This is a genomic window from Faecalibacterium sp. Marseille-Q4164 (assembly GCF_017377545.1).
GTDB lineage: Bacteria > Bacillota > Clostridia > Oscillospirales > Ruminococcaceae > Faecalibacterium > Faecalibacterium duncaniae.
Map to the genome: position 1 here is coordinate 1 of NZ_JAFREJ010000011.1, position 17,666 is coordinate 17,666.

Here is a 17,666-nt window from a genome sequence, read left to right on the forward strand (position 1 = left end):
CAACAAAGCAGACTACTCTGCGGACTGCTTCGCAGCCGCAGAGGTGCTGCACATTGTTTCTATACACAAAAATGAGGAATGTGGCAGGCTTATCCACATCGGACGCGCAGAAATCCTCCGATATGTTTGCCAAGTGCCGCTATATGGACGAGATTACCGGAAACCGTGGCGTTATCTTTGCCACCGGAACCCCGGTCAGCAACTCCATGACCGAGCTTTACACCATGCAGCGGTATCTCCAGTATGACCGCCTGCAGGAACTGAACATGACCCATTTCGACTGCTGGGCCAGCCGTTTCGGAGAAACCGTCACGGCGCTGGAACTGGCCCCGGAAGGATATAATTTAGTAGGACGATAAATAATGCGTTCCTAAATTGAAAATAGGCTATCAAAATCGGTTTTGGAACTTCAAAAAAATCTTTTAATTTTCTTGAAAAACAGTTCCGCTTTGCACCCCTATTTTCTCCTATTAGCAGAGGGAGTAATCCCTGTAATGCTAAATCAGATTACATAAAGAAAGGAGGATAAGAGAATGTCAAGGACTTCAAAGATTACAGCACTTTATGAGCGTTTATCAAGAGATGATGACCTCAATGGTGAGTCAAATTCAATCACCAACCAAAAGCAATACTTGGAAGATTACGCCCGAAGAAATGGCTTTACGAATATCCGCCATTTTACTGACGATGGTTTTTCGGGTGTGAATTTCAATCGTCCGAGTTTTCAAGAGTTGATTAAAGAAGTAGAAGCAGGAAATGTCGCAACGATTATTGTTAAGGATATGAGCCGATTGGGGCGAAATTATCTGCAAGTCGGCTTTTATACGGAAGTTCTGTTTCCACAGAAAGATGTCCGCTTTCTTGCAATAAACAACAGTATTGACAGCGATAATGCTTCTGATAATGACTTTGCCCCGTTTTTGAATATAATGAACGAGTGGTACGCCAAAGACACAAGTAATAAAATCAAGGCTGTGTTTGATGCCCGTATGAAAGACGGAAAGCGTTGCAGCGGTTCTATTCCCTATGGGTATAACCGATTAGCAACCGACAAACAAACGCTTGTCGTTGACCCTGTGGCTTCTGAGGTGGTAAAGCGTATCTTTTTGCTTGCCAACGAGGGCAAAAGTCCGAGAGCAATCGCTGAATTGCTTACCGAAGAAAAGGTTTTAATTCCGGCTGCACACGCAAAGGAATATCACCCCGAACAGTATAATGGAATAAAGTTTACAGACCCGTATCTTTGGGGAATGTCAACCATAAGAGCAATTTTGAGCAGACAGGAATATCTTGGTCATACCGTTTTGCGTAAGTCGGTCAGCACCAATTTCAAACTGCACAAAAGGAAGAATACCGATGAAGATGAGCAGTATGTATTTTATAATACACACGAGCCTTTCATCACGCAGGAACTTTGGGACAGCGTTCAGAAGCGAAAGAAACGAGCGAACAGGACAGCAGCCAAAGGTACGCATAGCAACCGTTTAAGCGGTTATCTGTACTGTGCGGATTGTGGCAGAAGAATGACCCTGCAAACGCATTACAGTAAAAAAGACCGTTCGGTGCAGTATTCTTACCGTTGCGGCGGATATGCAAGCAAAGTAAACTCCTGCTCTGCCCATTCAATTAGTGCTGATAATGTTGAAGCCTTGATATTATCGGCTGTCAAACGATTATCAAGATTTGTTCTGAATGACGAAGAAGCCTTTGCAAAGGAACTTCAAGCACTTTGGAATGAAAAGCAGACAGAAAAGCCAAAGCACAATAAATCGGAATTGCACCGTTTTCAGAAGCGATACGATGAATTGTCTAAACTTATTCGTGGCTTGTATGAAAATCTTGTTTCGGGATTACTGCCCGAAAGACAGTATAAGCAACTGATGAAGCAGTACGATGACGAACAGGCTGAGCTGGAAACGAAGATTGAGGAAATGGAAAAGGAACTTACCGAAGAAAAAGTAAATGCTGTTGATATTAAGCATTTCATTTCTTTAATTCGCAAGTGCAAAGAGCCGACAGAAATTTCCGATTTGATGTTTGCTGAACTCATTGACAAGATTGTGGTTTATGAAGCAGAGGGTGTGGGAAAAGCAAGGACACAAAAGGTTGATATTTACTTCAACTATGTCGGGCAGGTCGATATTGCCTATACAGAAGAAGAACTTGCTGAAATAAAGGCACAGGAAGAACAGATTGAGATGGAACGCTTGGCAAAACAGCGTGAGCGTGAAAAAGCCTACCGAGAGAAGCGAAAGGCGAAAAAACTCGCTGAAAACGGTGGAGAAATCGTCAAGACAAAGATATGTCCTCACTGTCAAAAAGAGTTTGTGCCTACAAGTAACCGACAGATATTCTGTTCAAAGGATTGTTGCTATCAGGCAAGGCAGGATAAGACAAAAGCCGACAGAGAAGCAGAAAAAGGAAATCATTATTATCGTCAGCGTGTCTGTGCTGTGTGTGGCAGTACCTACTGGCCTGCACACAGTCAGCAGAAATTCTGTTCCGAAGAATGTCAAAAGCAAAATCACAACGAGAAATCTTTGGAATTTTATCACAAGAAGCGAAAGGAGAAATCAGAATGCAAAGATTTATTACAGACGAAAGAACTGGTATCCAGTACGAACTCATCGGAGATTATTACTATCCCTGCTTGACGATAGAAAACGAAGAACCGCCTACGCTCACAAAATACGGAAGAATGAGGGAAAGATATTTGAGGGAGCATAGGAAAGTCTTATATTGCAATCTGCTTACAAGCGGAAAGTTATATGAACACCTTGCTGAAATTGATACTTCGGCGTGTAATATGGCGGAGTATCTGATAAAGGAAATGGCAAGAAAACAAGGTGTGACGGAACAACTGAAAGCGGAGGATATGATGAGATGGGTCGGATTGATGAATAATATCCGAGCCTGTGCAGATGAGATTGTATTGAACGATATTGTGTATTCCTAATAGCATACCAGCCGAAAAGGAACTGCTGTCTTAATTGATGGCAGTTTTCTTTTTCGGGAAGTATTCAAGAAGTCATTAAGTCGTGAGTGTAATGGAAGTGGTTAAATTGAAAGTTGATAAAGATGGTATGATGTGTTAAAATGAGAGTGATGAATTGTAATTTTCCGCATTGAATATTAAGAGATTTGTAGGTGTAAGCCTTTTGCTGTTTTATTATATTCTTTCAAAAAATGAAAGCTAATCTTTGAATAAATATTTTTTGAATTTAAGTGACGCTTGACACATTTTTCCCGTTTATTAGGGTGAAAGGCCTTAATACAAGGGAAAGGAGGAGAAGCCTATGGATGATAAGCAGATATTAGATTTATATTGGGAGCGCTCCGAAGTTGCTATATCCGAAACTTCAAAAAAATACGGAAAGTATTGCAGATACATAGCCTTTAATATTCTTCACAATGACGAAGATAGCGAGGAATGTGTAAATGATACTTATTTAAGAGCTTGGAACAGCATACCGCCTAACCGTCCATCTGTCCTAAAAACTTTTTTAGGGAAGATTACTCGCAACCTATCTTTGGACAGGTACGAACTGCTTAATGCAAAGAAACGTAATGGTGGGCAAATGCCATTGGTTTTTGATGAAATACAAGAGTGCATACCATCGTTGGATAGTACAGAAAACATTGTTGAAGAAATCGCTCTAACGGATATTCTCAACCGCTTTCTTTCTTCCCTGTCATTAGAACAGCGAAAAATCTTTATGAGAAGATATTGGTATTTATCGCCCATTAAAGAAATTGCAACGGAATATGGTATGAGCGAGAGCAAAATCAAGATGTCATTATTTCGTTCAAGGAACGAACTCAAAAAATTGTTAGAGAAAGAAGGTATCTCTGTATGAAAGAAAAGAAACTTTTAAGGGCATTGGGAAATGTCGATAATCAGTATATTAAGGAGGCTGAACCTATGAAAAAAACAAGTAAAATAACTAATCGGCAAAAATGGGTGTCTGTTGCAGCTTGCTTCGTACTCGTTGCTGTGATTGGAGTGGGAGTTTTTCAAAGCAATCTGTTTGGTACAAAAAACGATATTGCCACGCTGAATGATGGAGAAACAATTACTTTTGTTAAAAATGACTTATCACAATCTTCAATTAACTTAAATGTAACAACAAGACCTTTGAGCGATGCTGAAATTGAAATGCTTTTTGCAGACTTGCCTGTTACCGCAGATGCTTATTTTGATGCTGACAATCATAATATTCTGGGTTTTGAGGGAAAAATTGATGATACAAGAATGGTAGTTTCTAAACAGGGTGTAAATCTATTAGATACTATCATTGATGGAAATACAATCACTTCAAGTGTAGACGGCGTTGATATCAACGCAGGATATTTCGTAACAAAGTCAAATAGTCAAGGTGTCAAAACCGTAATATATTATGCAACCTTTGATATGGGAGAGAACACTATTTATGTAGAGTATTCTGGCGTTGAAAATGAAAGTGAAACTGTAAAAAACAACTTGGCAGACACAATTTTGAAGTTGATTGAGAACGGTGCATTTGATTTGAGCCAAATCCAAGAATAATCTGCAAATTTCATATACTAAGAACTTGATGTAACACCCTATACCCTTAAAAAATAGGGAAAGTAATATAAAGCCCCAAAAAACAAGTCTAAAAAGCTCTATTAGAACGGTATCTTCGCTTTTTGCCTGTTCTTATGATTATAATTTTAGTGGTCACGTTTTTTGCTACTTGAATGACAGAAAACATCGTAGAAATACGGTGTTTTTTGTTGCCCCAAACCCTACAATTTCATACATAACCACAGGTTAGTACAAATACCTTGCGTGATTTTTTTGAAAGGCTTAGAAAGGCAATTTTGCCCGATTTTCGCCCCGAAAAATGACAGAAACAAGGCTCTGAGTATCTTTCCTGTGGTTTTTTTATTTTCAGACGGAAAGGAGGATTGATATGCCGAGAATGAGCAAGAAACGGAAACAAGAGTGGGCATTGTTTCTGAATGAAAGAAATCGCATTACCTACAACGAACTTTGCAGAAAATGCAGTAATGACTGTAAGCAGAGTTTCCGCTGTATCGTGGTGCTCTGCCCGAAGTATTTATCGAAAAGGAGAACGAAGAACAATGATGAAAATGGAAAATGAGATGAATGTAAATGTACCGCTTGAAATTATCAAGGCAAGTGAGATTGAACCGAAAGAAGTGAAATGGCTGTGGTATCCGTATATTCCGTTCGGCAAGGTTACGCTCTTGCAGGGCGATCCTGGCGATGGGAAAAGCAAGTTAATGCTTTCCATAGCCGCCCTGCTCTCAAAGGGAGAACCTCTCCCCTTTACCGAAGAAGAAACAGAGCCTATGACAGTCATCTATCAGACAACGGAAGATGATGCAGACGATACGGTAGTCCCCCGTTTTAACTCTGCCGGTGGGAACGGAGAAAATCTTATCTTCATCAAAGAAGATGAAAAATCTTTATCCTTTGGAGATAACCGTATTGCTGAAGCAATCGAAAGGTATCACGCAAAACTTTTAATTCTTGACCCGATGAGTTCCTATATCGGAGAGAACTGTTCAATGAACAATGCCAACGAAACAAGGGCAGAGTTTAATCACTTGATTGCAGTTGCAAAAAATACAGGCTGTGCCATCGTGATTATCGCTCATATGAACAAGATGAGAGATACCAACCCTCTTTATCGTACCAACGGTTCTATTGATATTGCGGGTGCTGCAAGAAGTATTCTTGCAATCACACGCTCACCGAACAAAGAAGCACCAGCAGAAAGATATATGGTGCAAGTGAAATCTAACCTTGCCCCGACAGGCTCGGCAATTCTTTTTGAGGTGGCAGAAAAGGGAGTGGACTTTATTTCTGAAATGGAAATGACCGCAGAAGAAGCGTTCCAATCCCTCGCACCCAAAATGGGCAGACCGAACGAAAAGGAACTCAAGGCGAAAGAATTTCTTTTAGAAATGCTGAAAGACGGAGAAATGCTTTCTTCGGATTGCGAAGAAAAACTGGAAGCCGCAGGGTTCAAGAAATCGACCATCAAAAAGGCAAAGAAGAAAGCAGGAGTTATCTCCCGAAAACAAGGCTTTCTGTGGTACTGGTCTTTGCCGATGGGTGATATGCCGAGAGCATAAAAACAGGTTGTCTGATGAATAGACAGCCTGTTTTTTGTTTGAGGCATTAAAGGGAGGTCAAGGGAGGAAAGCCCTTGCCCACGACATCTTTGCAGACGAAGTCTGAAAGTGTCATAGTGGGTTACACACATTCAAAGAATGTTGTGTAATGGCTTCGCCCCTGCCGAGAAAGGTGAGAAAAATGGCAAAAACCGACAAGGCGGATATGAGTTGTGCAAGGGTAAAACAGTACACCGCTTCTGATGTGAGCAAGGCAGAAAGGCACAACGAACGCAAGAATGAAACCTACGAAAATATGAATGTGATTGAGGAACGAATACCCTATAATGTGCATTTCAAAAAGCCGACCGCCCCGACCTATATGGAACAGTTAAAGCAGATGGAAACAGACGGTCAGGTGTCTCTTCGTGGGTTAAGGAAAGACGCAACGCTGTTTAATGAGATTGTGATTGATGTGAACACGATGTACTTCGAGCGTAACGGCGGTTATGAATACGCAAAGCAGTTTTATGAAGAAGCCTATCATTTTATTGAAGAAAAATTCGGTGCGGACAATGTTATATCGGCGGTAATGCACGCTGATGAAATCAATGTAGCCGCAAGCGAAGAACTTGGAAAAGAGGTTTACCACTATCATCTTCACGCTATGGTTCTGCCAGTAGTGGAGAAAGAAATTCTATGGAGTAAGCGCTGTAAAGACCCCGAATTGCGAGGAACAGTCAAGGAAGTGGTTAATCAGATTAGCCATTCAAAGAAATGGAAATCAGATATTCCGCTGACCGATGAAAAAGGAAATCCGTTGCTAAGAAAGAACGGCAAGCCGATGTTTCGTGCTTCGTACAGCATACTGCAAGATGAATTGTTTAACTATATGACGGAGCAAGGGTTCAAAGGCTTTCAGCGTGGCGAATACGGAAGTACAGCCGAGCATTTGACTTCACTGCAATATCAAATCAAGCAGGACAAAGAGCGATTGGAGAAGTTGCAGAAGCGTATTCAAAAGGAACAGGTCAAGTATGAGCCTGCCCGTCATATCTCCAAAACCTTAAACGAGATTGACAGTATGGGGCAGAAAACAATCACAGGTAAAATGGCAATCTCCAAAGAGGATTATTCTCAACTGACTGCCCTTGCAAAAGAGGGTATTACCAGTCGTGGGAAAATTAAGAACTTGGAGCAGAGTGCAAGTTATTACCGACAGAAATATATGGACAGTGCAAACGCACTGGAAAGAATGAAAACCAAATACAACGAACTGAAAGAAAAGTGCAGACCTTTTCTTGAAGCGTTGGAGCATTTCCCCGAAGTTGCTAAACTTTTTACCGAAAAAGTGAAGCAACTTTTTTCTTTTAAGGAAGCACAGGAACGAGCCGAAAAAGAAGCAAGGGAAAAAGAAAGACAAGAGCGTACCAAGGCACGAAGAAACAAGCGGGATATGGAGAGATAACCATTTCCATTATACTCACGACTTAATGACTTCTTGATATGTTCCGATGAAACAGGCTGTATTTGTGGGGTGTTCCAAACGGAATGCCCCACCAGTCAATTTATGAAAAGGAGAAACGGACTATATGAAAGAAAACACTTTATCTTATACAACACGAATAGGCAAAACAACTTTTATTGTCAATGTGAAGCAATCGGAAAGTGCGAAGAAGCCTTTGAATACGGTGTTTCAAGAAATATGCAGACACGAGATGTTGGGAGATTTTTCAGCGGATAAATATTTGAATTTAGAAAACTTGCAAAAATCATCTTGACAAACTCGTTCCCGAGGGAACCGGCTATCGGGCGCGCACTCGATTCTCCAAGTTTTTCAACCTGCCGGAGCTGATGAACCTGTTCAAAGAAGTGGCGGACATCAAGACCGCCGACCAACTGAACCTGCCCACCCCGGAGGTGGAATACCACAACATCGTGGCGCAGCCTACCGAACATCAGCAGGAAATGGTCAAGACCCTTTCGGAGCGCGCATCGCTGGTACACAGCGGAACCGTTGACCCGTCCCAGGACAATATGCTCAAGATTACCTCGGATGGCCGTAAGCTGGGCCTGGACCAGAGAATCGTCAACCAGATGCTGCCGGACGAACCTGGCACAAAGGTCAATCAGTGCGTGGACAACATCATGCAGATCTGGCGGGATGGCAAAGCTGACAAGCTGACCCAACTGGTGTTCTGCGACATTTCTACACCGCAGGCAAAAGCTCCTGCAAGCAAGGCGGCGAAAACGCTGGATAATCCACTGCTTCACGCATTGGAAGGCTCTGTGCCTCTGCCGGAGCAGGAACCGGTCTTTACGGTATATGACGATATTCGTCAGAAACTCATTGCTCAGGGAATGCCTGCCGACCAGATCGCTTTTATCCATGAAGCCAATACCGAAGTGCGGAAAAAGGAGCTGTTCTCTAAGGTCCGTACCGGTCAGGTTCGTGTCCTTTTGGGCAGCACCGCCAAGATGGGCGCAGGCACCAATGTGCAGGACCGTCTGGTGGCACTTCATGACCTGGACTGTCCGTGGAGACCGGGAGACCTTGCCCAGCGCAAGGGCCGTATCGAGCGCCAGGGCAACCAGAATCCTCTTGTCCATGTGTACCGCTATGTGACCGAAGGAACCTTTGACGCATACCTCTGGCAGACGGTGGAGAATAAACAAAAATTCATCAGCCAGATCATGACCAGCAAAAGTCCGGTTCGCTCCTGCGATGATGTGGATGAAACAGCCCTCAGTTTTGCCGAGATCAAGGCTCTGTGCGCCGGAGATCCCCGCATCAAGGAGCGTATGGATTTGGATGTGGAGGTATCCCGCCTGAAGCTGATGAAAGCCGACCACCAGAGCAAGCAATATCGTCTGGAGGACCAGCTGCTCAAATACTTCCCGGAGGAGATTGAAAAGCACAAAGGCTTTATCAAGGGCTTTGAATCCGATCTGAAGGTTTTGGCAGCGCACCCGCACCCGGAGGACGGTTTTGCTGGTATGGAAATCCGCGGCGATCTGCTGACCGATAAGGAGAACGCCGGCGCAGCACTTCTGGATGCCTGCAAGGAGGTCAAAACCTCCGATCCGGTGCAGATCGGCAGCTACCGGGGCTATGCCATATCCGTGGAATTTTCCGCATGGAAACAGGAGTATACGCTCCTGCTGAAAGGACAGATGACCCACCGGGCAACCCTTGGTACAGACCCTCGCGGAAATCTTACCCGTATCGACAATGCCCTCGCCCAGATGCCCCAGCGTCTGGAGGCGGCAAAGGCTCAGCTGGATAACCTCTATCAGCAGCAGGCTGCCGCAAAGGAGGAAGTCGGAAAGCCATTCCTTTATGAAGAAGAACTGAGAAGCAAAAACGCCCGTCTGGTGGAGCTGGATACCCTGCTCAACATCGACGGAAAGGGGCAGGCACACACCGAGTCTGTTGTTGCCAAAAGCACACGGCCTTCGGTGCTGGATAACCTAAAACGCCCGGTGCAACCCCGCAGTACAGACAAGAAACCAAAACAGCATGAGGAGGTGCGATAACATGAATACTAACGATCTGAATACAGCTCTTTATGAAAAGATGGCTGCCGAACAGGACAAGTTCCGGGACTGGCTGAAAAGCCAGCCCCCGGAAGAAGTCTTAAACCATGCCTATGAGTACACCATCCGCGAGGACATCGTGATGGCAATGGAGGAACTGGAGTTGACCGACACCCAGGCTCAGGCGCTTTTGGAATCTCCCTCTCCATTGACGGATGTGTACCGCTATTTTGAAAAGCTGGAGACCGGCTATATGGGTGTGATCCGGGACAGCATTGAAAGCCGTGCCGACGATGTGTGCAGAGCCAAAGAGGAATTGCGAACAACACCGGTCTATCCATATTCTGCTGCCTATGCGTCCGAGCATGGGGAAATGGCACAGTACAACCTCTCATATCAGGCGAACAGCGCCTGCAAAGAAGCCATTGAGCAGACCATCAGCGCCCACTATGCAGAGAATCGGCTGGATACGGAGGCTGCGGTCAAAGATGTGCTGGAAAAGTTCGGGACGGAACGGGTACAGTTTATTCTTGCCAACACCATCCAGCGCAAGAACTATGACGGGCGTATCTCTCAGGACAATAAAGCATGGGCAAAAACCATTCCTACGCTGGAGGACAGCGGCGCTTCCCGCCACTGTGCCTATCTGGTGGTAGATCAGGTCAATCCCGGTTTGACCGACCTGTTCACCAGACAGTTCCGAAAAGTCGCTCAAGAACAGCAGAAAAGCTCTGTCCTGCAAAAGCTCAAGCAGGAACCGCCTGCCCGCAAGCCTGCCACCCCGAAAAAACGGGAGCCGGAGCGATAACCATGGCAAAGCGCAAGCGGGATGTGCCGGTTTTGTTTTGGGTGTCCGCAGAAGAACTGGAACTGATCCATCAAAAGATGCAGCAATACGGGACAGAGAATTTGAGCGCTTATCTGCGGAAAATGGCGCTGGATGGTTATGTGGTCAAGCTGGAACTGCCAGAGCTGAAGGAGCTGGTCTCCCTGATGCGCCGAAGCAGCAACAACTTGAACCAGCTGACCCGCAAAGTGCATGAGACCGGGCGGGTTTATAATGCTGACTTGGAGGATATATCCCAGCGGCAGGAACAACTGTGGGAGGGTGTGAAGGAAATCCTTACCCAACTCTCCAAACTTTCATAACAGGGATAGATACTCCATTTGCGGAGGGAGGAACGGCGTTTCTTCGCCGCACCTTCCTCCGCTTTTTCTTTTTGTCTGTATCCTTGTCTTTTGCCTGTCCGTACCGGATAATATGAGTAGAATAAGAAGCGTAGCAAAGGAGTGAAAACAGATGCTGACCTTTGAAAAGGTGCTGGAGATTTTTGCGGATTACCTAACCGCAGACGAGACCATAGAAGTTTATATCAGCCGCCATGGATGTGTAAGAGTTGAATTTGACCAAGATTTTCACTATTGCTCTGGCGAGGTGTGCCATACTCCCAAGGAACTGTTCGACCTCTTAGCCGATGATTACCGGACTTATCTGGAGATTGAACTGACCAAAGGAAAACGGGAAGTGACGGAAGATGATGAGAGAGAAGCGGATGCCCTATGCAAACAGTATCTGGAGCGTTGGAAGGAGGAACAGAAATGAAGATTTTGAAATGTCTGCTGATGATCGTAACTGCACCGGTCATTTTGGTGTTGACGCTTTTTGTCTGGCTCTGCACGGGGCTGATCTACATATCCGGTCTGGTGCTTGGTCTACTAAGCACGGTAATTGCTCTGCTTGGCGTGGCTGTGCTGATTACCTATTCCCCGCAGAATGGTGTGATTTTGCTGGTTATGGCATTTTTGATTAGCCCGATGGGGCTGCCGCTGGCTGCGATCTGGCTGCTGAGCAAGGTGCAGAGTTTGAAATTTGCGATCCAGGATTGGGTGTATGGGTAAATGATGTGAATATAATTTGGAATGAAAAGAAGCAGGACAATGGGAGATGAGACCCACTGCCCTGCTTCTCTGTTTATTCGGAACGAACTGTAATATATTTTTGATGTTTACTTTTCGGTTTATCGGGAAGTGTCATTTTGAGTGTTCCATTGTTCAATAGCGGACGCAGATATTTTTGTGTAAAGTTTTTTGTGTTTTTGTATCCACAGTGTTCTGCGATTTCTAATTTTGAATGTGGTTCTATGCAAAATGCAAGGATTTTATCATGGGTTGCATCATGGGTTGCGTCATAGGTCTTATCATGGGTCGTTTCTATGATAGAAGGACCATGATGGTAATTTACATTTTTCAAGATGACTCTGAAATCTGTCGCTGTTGAGGAAAATTCGGGCTTATATGCCTCTGTGTATCCAGGCAGCTTTTCAGTTTCACTGACGATTTTGCGCAGACCACTTCCACGGCGTTCCATGTACTTCATGCGGTGGAACAGGTCAGCGATCACAGGGTTTCGTCGCATCGAACGAATACTGTAAATATCGTATTCCTGAATTGAGCCGCCGCCAAACATACCGCCCGGAGATGTGATTTCCACCCGATCATCAAACATATCAATGTGGACTTCGCTGCCAAGCACAATATAATCACGATGGATGAGAGCGTTGACAAGAGCCTCTGTTACAGCTCGTTCAGCATAATCCGGCTTGTCTACCCGATACTGAGCTTCTTTGACAAAACGGACTTTGGAATTATTGCGAATAAATTCACTGCCGCTTTTCAGTAAATAAATCAAATTCCCCTCGTATTCCTTATCGTCCAGCGCATCATCAAAGATAGAGCCTTTTTCCAAGCCATTCCACCGGGTACAGAACATACGGGAGTTATAAACTGTGTGCTGATCGGTCATGAGCTTTCCGGCATTGGTCAGGAACCCATTTTTGTCAGCCAAACCGAATGAGACATAATCGGATGGCTCGAAGCGGAGGCCGGTTCGTTCCAGATAGGTTGCCTCCAGGAGTGTGAAGCTGTAATCCTTTTTCACAGCTTCTGTTGTTAAGGTGTCAAAGGACTGATTGGTTCCCTTTAAGATCAGTTCATTCACAATGTAATCCGGTGCAATTACGCTTTCATTTCCAACACGGATGTATGCTTCCATTACTCCGTCTGCCTTGTAATAGTATGGGGTGCTGCGGCCAGGAGAAACCTCCAGAGCCAATAGGTTTTTACCATCTTCCTGCAATGGCTTTAAGATAAACTGCGGTAATGGTGTGATACGTTCTTTGATTAAGCGGCTGATCGCTTCAGCATCCTTTTGAACATCTGACAAGCCGATAGGCTCCCGGTCATCAGAGACTCCGAAAAACAGAGTGCCGCCGATCCCATTGGAAAAGGCACTGACACTTTTTAACCAGCTTTTTGGCTTTTTTGTTTCGAGAGCAACTTTGAAATCACATTCCGTTGCTTCGGCAATGAGCTGTTCTATCATAAAATCCCTCCTTTGAGGTTGTAGAATGTTCTTTTTTATTATACCCAGCGGAGAAAGTTATTGCAACGATAGAAGCAAAGAGTTCAGCGAAAAAATATTTATGAGAGGAGGGCCTTCTATTATGGCAACTACAAGAATCATGCCGCTTCATGTTGGCAAGGGTCGCACAGAAAGTCGGGCAATCAGTGACATCATCGACTATGTAGCAAATCCACAGAAAACAGATAACGGCAAGCTCATTACCGGCTATGCGTGTGACAGCCGGACTGCGGATGCGGAGTTCCTTCTGGCAAAGCGGCAGTACATTGCCGCTACCGGACGAGTGCGTGGCGCGGATGATGTGATTGCCTATCATGTGCGCCAGTCCTTCCGCCCCGGCGAGATTACCTCAGAAGAAGCAAACCGGCTGGGTGTAGAATTTGCAAAGCGTTTTACTAAAGGCAATCATGCCTTTGTAGTCTGCACTCACATAGACAAGTCGCACATTCATAATCACATTATCTGGTCATCGGTCAGCTTAGAATATGACCGGAAGTTCCGCAATTTTTGGGGTAGCACCAAGGCGGTTCATCGGCTGAGTGACACCATCTGTATTGAGAATGGACTGTCCATTGTAGAGAATCCGAAACCTCACGGAAAGAGCTATAACAAATGGCTGGGCGATCAGGCAAAGCCTTCTCACCGAGAGCTGCTTCGTGTGGCGATTGACAATGCATTATCACAAAGTCCTGCTAATTTTGAGGAGCTGCTAAAGCTGCTGCAAGAGTCCGGCTGTGAGGTATCAAAGCGTGGAAAATCGTATCGTCTGAAGCTCCCCGGTTGGGAGAAAGCAGCCCGTATGGACAGCTTGGGCGAAGGATATGGATTGGAAGATTTACAGGCAGTTCTTTCTGGGAAAAAAACGCATACCCCACGAAAGAAAACGGTCACACAGGCAGAGTCGCCGAAGGTCAATCTGCTGGTGGACATTCAGGCAAAATTGCAGGCTGGAAAAGGTGCTGGCTATGCTCGATGGGCTAAAGTTTTTAATCTGAAACAAATGGCGCAGACCATGAATTACCTGTCAGAGAATAATCTGCTGGAGTATGCGGTTTTGGAAGAAAAGGCTGCGGCTGCCACGGCACATCACAATGATCTTTCGGCGCAGATCAAAGCGGCTGAAAAGCGCATGGCAGAGATCGCTGTTCTGCGTACTCACATCGTAAATTATGCCAAGACCCGTGAGGTCTATGTGGCATACCGCAAAGCGGGTTACTCTAAGAAATTCCGGGAGGAACATGAGGAAGAAATTCTGCTCCATCAGGCTGCTAAGAATGCCTTTGATGAGATGGGCGTCAAGAAGCTGCCCAAGGTCAAAGAGTTGCAGACAGAGTACGCGAAATTACTGGAAGAAAAGAAAAAGACCTATGCCGAGTACCGGCGTGCCCGTGAAGAAATGCGGGAGCTTTTAACGGCAAAGGCCAATGTGGATCGGGTGCTGAAAATGGAGGTAGAACAGGATGTTGAAAAAGAAAAAGACCACGGCCAGCGCTAAGCTGGTTCTGGTCAAAAGCGTTCGCAGAACGCGCAGCCACAGAATGAAATTCTGTGTTCAAAGGGGCTTGGGGGCACTGCCCTCAACAAGCAAGCGGAGAGGAAAATCACGGAGGGATTTTCTTCTCTGCGGGCCTGTGTGTATTAACACAGGCATTGCTTGCCTCTTTTCTCCGAAAATGAAAAGAACCAGTGAGAGAATCGTTAAATTTCACTCACTGGCTCAATTCGTTTCAAATTTTTCGGACAACTCTGTCAGTTCCCTCACCGTTTCCTGGGTGTGATGCAGCAGGGTGTCACGCATTTCTGGCGGACAGCTGGAATAAAGCATTTTCATCTGATTGACACCTTCATCTTCCAGAGAAATATCTGGATTTATAAGCGTATCTAAAGAGATGTGCAGAACCTTTGCCAATGCTCTTAAAATCAAATAAGAAGGATTCATTTTCCCCTTTTCGATATTGGCGATTTGCTTTACAGAAACATGGCTCAGATCCGCAAGTTCCTGCTGTGTCAGGTCTTTTTTCTTTCGGGCTTCCCGCATTTTTTGCCCCAAAGCAGTCAAATCATCAATCGGCATAATCACTCACCTCAAATATATTCTATCGTGCCGATTTGCACAAAGGAATAACCTTATTATGCCGGTCGATAGGAATGATTATACTGATTTTTGGTAGAACGAGAACCAAAGACTATTTTTAATATTTGTTTTTCAAGTATAATTACAGTATAATAAATGACCCATCTGAATTTAGAGAGGATTTTCAAAATTCGCAATAATTATTAAAACAATCTTTTTTTATTTTGTTATTATGCTTGATGGAAAGGAGGGAACATAAATGGGCAATCAATCAGTTATCAGCATAGAGGCAGTCATTGACTATATCGAAAGTCATCTTGACGGAAAGCTGGAATTAGAAACGGTTGCGGAGGCTGTTCACTATTCAAAATATCACTTACACCGACTATTTACCGAAACCGTAGGAATGACGATTCATGATTATGTGCAACGCCGCCAGCTTACAGAGGCGGCAAAGCTTCTGGTCTTTTCGGATAAACCTATTATAGAAATTGCTTTTATCTGCGGATACGAGAGCCAGCAATCGTTTTCATTAGCTTTTAAGGCCATGTATAAATCGCCACCTGCGGAGTATCGTGAAGAACGGAGCTTTTATCCTTTGCAGTTGCGGTTCATTTTACATCGAAGAACGACGGCTATGGAATTTACAATACAGGATATTCGGCTAGCAGAAAAGAAAGATATTGTCGATTGGATGAACTTAATGCGGCTTGTTATTGATGGGTATCCTGTAATGGATGAAGATGACTATTTAGCTAAACTGGAAGAAAGTATTGACGAAAAGAGTGCGCTTGTGCTAAGGGAGGGAGATATTCTCATTGGAGCTATGGCATTTACCTATTCTCCAGGCAGTATAGAATTTCTTGGCGTACATCCGCAATATCGAAATCGCGGACTTCAAAAGTTATTCTTGGATGCCTTATTGGAAACATATCTTCCAGGGCAGGAAATCAGCACAACAACCTTTCGAGAACAGGACAAGGCCGATACAGGGCATCGAGATATGCTATTGCAACTTGGTTTTGCCGAAAAAGAATTGCTGACAGAGTTTGGCTATCCCACGCAGCGCTTTGTGCTCCCTCCTAAAAAACAGGAGGATATACAACATGGATGACACGCAACGCACCGGCTGGCAGAAAAGAATACTCCTTTTCTTAACCAGTCAATGTATCACACTCTTTGGCTCTACGCTTGTTCAAATGGCGCTCGTTTGGTATGCAACCATGCAGACATCCAGCGGCGTGTGGGTGGCTGCATTTACAGTCTGTTCCTATCTGCCGCAATTTCTCATTTCATTTATAGGCGGCGTATGGGCAGACCGATACCACAGAAAAAAATTGATTATAGGCGCAGATCTGCTGATTGCATTTGTCACTTTCGTAATGGTATTGGCAATTCCGCATATTTCATCGGAGCCTGCTTTGCTCGGCGGTTTGCTTGTTATGTCGGTCATACGATCCTTGGGGGCAGGAATACAAACTCCAGCAGTCAATGCCGTTATCCCACAGCTTGTCCCGGAAGATCAGCTTATGCGGTACAACGGCATCAATGCAACAATGCAGTCTATTGTTAATTTTGCGGCTCCAGCGGCGGCAGGTGCAGTTTTTGCAATCAGCACATTGAGAACGACGCTTATGATAGACATTGTAACGGCGATCTTGGGAACGGGCCTATTGTCCTGCTTGGCACTTCCGAAACAAAATACTTCCATTGAGAAGGCCAGCGTCTTTTCTGACATGAAAATTGGCGTCAAATACGCTTTTGCAGACAAACTAATTGGAAAGCTTTTAATCATCTACGGACTATTCACTTTCTTTTGTGTTCCAGCAGGCTATCTTGCAGGACTTCTTGTTCGGCGAGTATTCGGTGATACTTACTGGTATCTTACCGCAGTGGAAGTAGTAGGGTTCGCAGGTATGATGGCAGGCGGAGTTATTATGAGTACATGGGGAGGTTTTAAGCACCGAGGAAAAACTTTGGCAGTTGGACTTTTTGCGTTTGGCTCTTTTGCAATCGGAATGGGCTTTTCAAAGAATTTTATTTTTTACCTTGGCCTAATGGTATGTTATGGAGTCGCATTAACAATGGTGCAAACAGCAATTACCACTATGTTACAAGAAAAAACGGACACCTCTATGCAGGGGCGTGTATTTGGATTACTTGGCACGATGTATGCTGGCTTTTTACCGATTGGTATGGCTATGTTTGGCCCTTTGGCTGATATTCTTCCCTTGCAGTGGATTATGATTGGATCAGGTATAGCCCTTATTGTAATTGCAGGTATAGCTTATTATAGTCGGGAACTCAAAACAATCTAAAAGAAAAAAGTCGCCCAACGGGAATAAAAAAAACCGTTGTTTCGGCGACTGGGTATTTATGCGCCAAAACAAAATACAGTGGCCTTACGGCGGTTTTGAAATAACATATTTCAGAGCCGCCGTTTCTTTTTCAACGATGCTCATGCGATCAGGAGGGCGGTATATAGGAGGATACCGCCATGTCAATTTTCGTCATTCACAATAGCCATGA

At 44.5% G+C, this 17,666-nt stretch carries 17 protein-coding genes and 2 pseudogenes; 17 read left to right on the top strand and 2 right to left on the bottom strand.

Translation table 11 applies throughout. The annotated features are described in order from the left end of the window. From J3352_RS09840 to J3352_RS09900, 14 genes and pseudogenes are all read left to right on the top strand, one after another. Window positions 1-338 (top strand): annotated as a pseudogene (locus tag J3352_RS09840) (hypothetical protein); the annotation flags it as partial. 195 nt (window positions 339-533) lie between these two features. Further along, window positions 534-2,654, top strand: coding sequence for a recombinase family protein (locus tag J3352_RS09845; protein ID WP_156067172.1), 2,121 nt, complete (start codon window positions 534-536; stop codon window positions 2,652-2,654). Continuing rightward, a complete protein-coding gene (locus J3352_RS09850; protein WP_054325472.1) occupies window positions 2,579-2,956 on the top strand; it encodes a TnpV protein in 378 nt (125 codons plus the stop codon). The genes J3352_RS09845 and J3352_RS09850 overlap by 76 nt, the downstream gene beginning before the upstream one ends. Before the next feature lie 340 nt (window positions 2,957-3,296). Further along, complete coding sequence (locus J3352_RS09855; RefSeq protein ID WP_156067169.1) at window positions 3,297-3,857, top strand: RNA polymerase sigma factor; 561 nt, start codon at window positions 3,297-3,299, stop codon at window positions 3,855-3,857. Further along, window positions 3,854-4,546 carry a hypothetical protein gene (locus J3352_RS09860; protein ID WP_054690455.1) on the top strand — a complete coding sequence of 231 codons (693 nt, stop codon included), beginning with the start codon at window positions 3,854-3,856 and terminating at the stop codon, window positions 4,544-4,546. The genes J3352_RS09855 and J3352_RS09860 overlap by 4 nt, the downstream gene beginning before the upstream one ends. A 388-nt stretch (window positions 4,547-4,934) precedes the next feature. Then, entirely contained in the window at window positions 4,935-5,126 is a 192-nt protein-coding gene (locus J3352_RS14290; protein ID WP_035323891.1) for a hypothetical protein, read from the top strand. Beyond that, a complete protein-coding gene (locus J3352_RS09865; protein ID WP_242699935.1) occupies window positions 5,107-6,126 on the top strand; it encodes an AAA family ATPase in 1,020 nt (339 codons plus the stop codon). The genes J3352_RS14290 and J3352_RS09865 overlap by 20 nt, the downstream gene beginning before the upstream one ends. Window positions 6,127-6,307: 181 nt before the next feature. Beyond that, a complete protein-coding gene (locus J3352_RS09870; RefSeq protein ID WP_156067163.1) occupies window positions 6,308-7,573 on the top strand; it encodes a plasmid recombination protein in 1,266 nt (421 codons plus the stop codon). A 124-nt stretch (window positions 7,574-7,697) separates the two neighbouring features. After that, entirely contained in the window at window positions 7,698-7,886 is a 189-nt protein-coding gene (locus J3352_RS09875; protein ID WP_004452856.1) for a transposon-encoded TnpW family protein, read from the top strand. A gap of 1 nt (window position 7,887) precedes the next feature. Next, window positions 7,888-9,642: pseudogene (locus J3352_RS09880) on the top strand (helicase-related protein); the annotation flags it as partial. Between the two features lies 1 nt (window position 9,643). After that, window positions 9,644-10,450, top strand: coding sequence for a DUF3849 domain-containing protein (locus tag J3352_RS09885; protein WP_118720352.1), 807 nt, complete (start codon window positions 9,644-9,646; stop codon window positions 10,448-10,450). A gap of 2 nt (window positions 10,451-10,452) precedes the next feature. Continuing rightward, complete coding sequence (mobC, locus tag J3352_RS09890) at window positions 10,453-10,791, top strand: plasmid mobilization relaxosome protein MobC (protein ID WP_003526263.1); 339 nt, start codon at window positions 10,453-10,455, stop codon at window positions 10,789-10,791. A 151-nt stretch (window positions 10,792-10,942) separates the two neighbouring features. Then, window positions 10,943-11,245 (top strand): hypothetical protein, encoded by a 303-nt coding sequence (locus J3352_RS09895; protein ID WP_015529855.1) that lies wholly within the window; start codon window positions 10,943-10,945, stop codon window positions 11,243-11,245. Further along, entirely contained in the window at window positions 11,242-11,541 is a 300-nt protein-coding gene (locus tag J3352_RS09900; RefSeq protein WP_097772891.1) for a CD1845 family protein, read from the top strand. Before J3352_RS09895 ends, J3352_RS09900 begins: the two co-directional genes overlap by 4 nt. A gap of 73 nt (window positions 11,542-11,614) precedes the next feature. Here the strand turns inward: J3352_RS09900 and J3352_RS09905 are convergent, their stop codons facing one another. After that, window positions 11,615-13,024, bottom strand: coding sequence for an ATP-binding protein (locus J3352_RS09905; RefSeq protein ID WP_097772890.1), 1,410 nt, complete (start codon window positions 13,022-13,024; stop codon window positions 11,615-11,617). A gap of 121 nt (window positions 13,025-13,145) precedes the next feature. Here J3352_RS09905 and J3352_RS09910 point away from each other — a divergent pair, with 121 nt between their 5' ends. After that, the gene (locus J3352_RS09910; protein ID WP_156067160.1) at window positions 13,146-14,558 is read left to right on the top strand and encodes a relaxase/mobilization nuclease domain-containing protein; all 1,413 of its coding nucleotides are present in this window, start codon (window positions 13,146-13,148) and stop codon (window positions 14,556-14,558) included. 222 nt (window positions 14,559-14,780) lie between these two features. On the opposite strand, the gene J3352_RS09915 is transcribed toward J3352_RS09910, so the two are convergent. Continuing rightward, window positions 14,781-15,137, bottom strand: a complete 357-nt coding sequence (locus J3352_RS09915) for a helix-turn-helix domain-containing protein (protein WP_092072827.1) — start codon at window positions 15,135-15,137, stop codon at window positions 14,781-14,783. Window positions 15,138-15,396: 259 nt separating this feature from the next. On the opposite strand from J3352_RS09915, the gene J3352_RS09920 reads away from it, so the two are divergent. Then, a complete protein-coding gene (locus J3352_RS09920) occupies window positions 15,397-16,251 on the top strand; it encodes a GNAT family N-acetyltransferase (protein WP_156067154.1) in 855 nt (284 codons plus the stop codon). Beyond that, window positions 16,244-17,455, top strand: a complete 1,212-nt coding sequence (locus J3352_RS09925) for an MFS transporter (protein WP_004613352.1) — start codon at window positions 16,244-16,246, stop codon at window positions 17,453-17,455. Before J3352_RS09920 ends, J3352_RS09925 begins: the two co-directional genes overlap by 8 nt. Window positions 17,456-17,666: the final 211 nt, after the last annotated feature.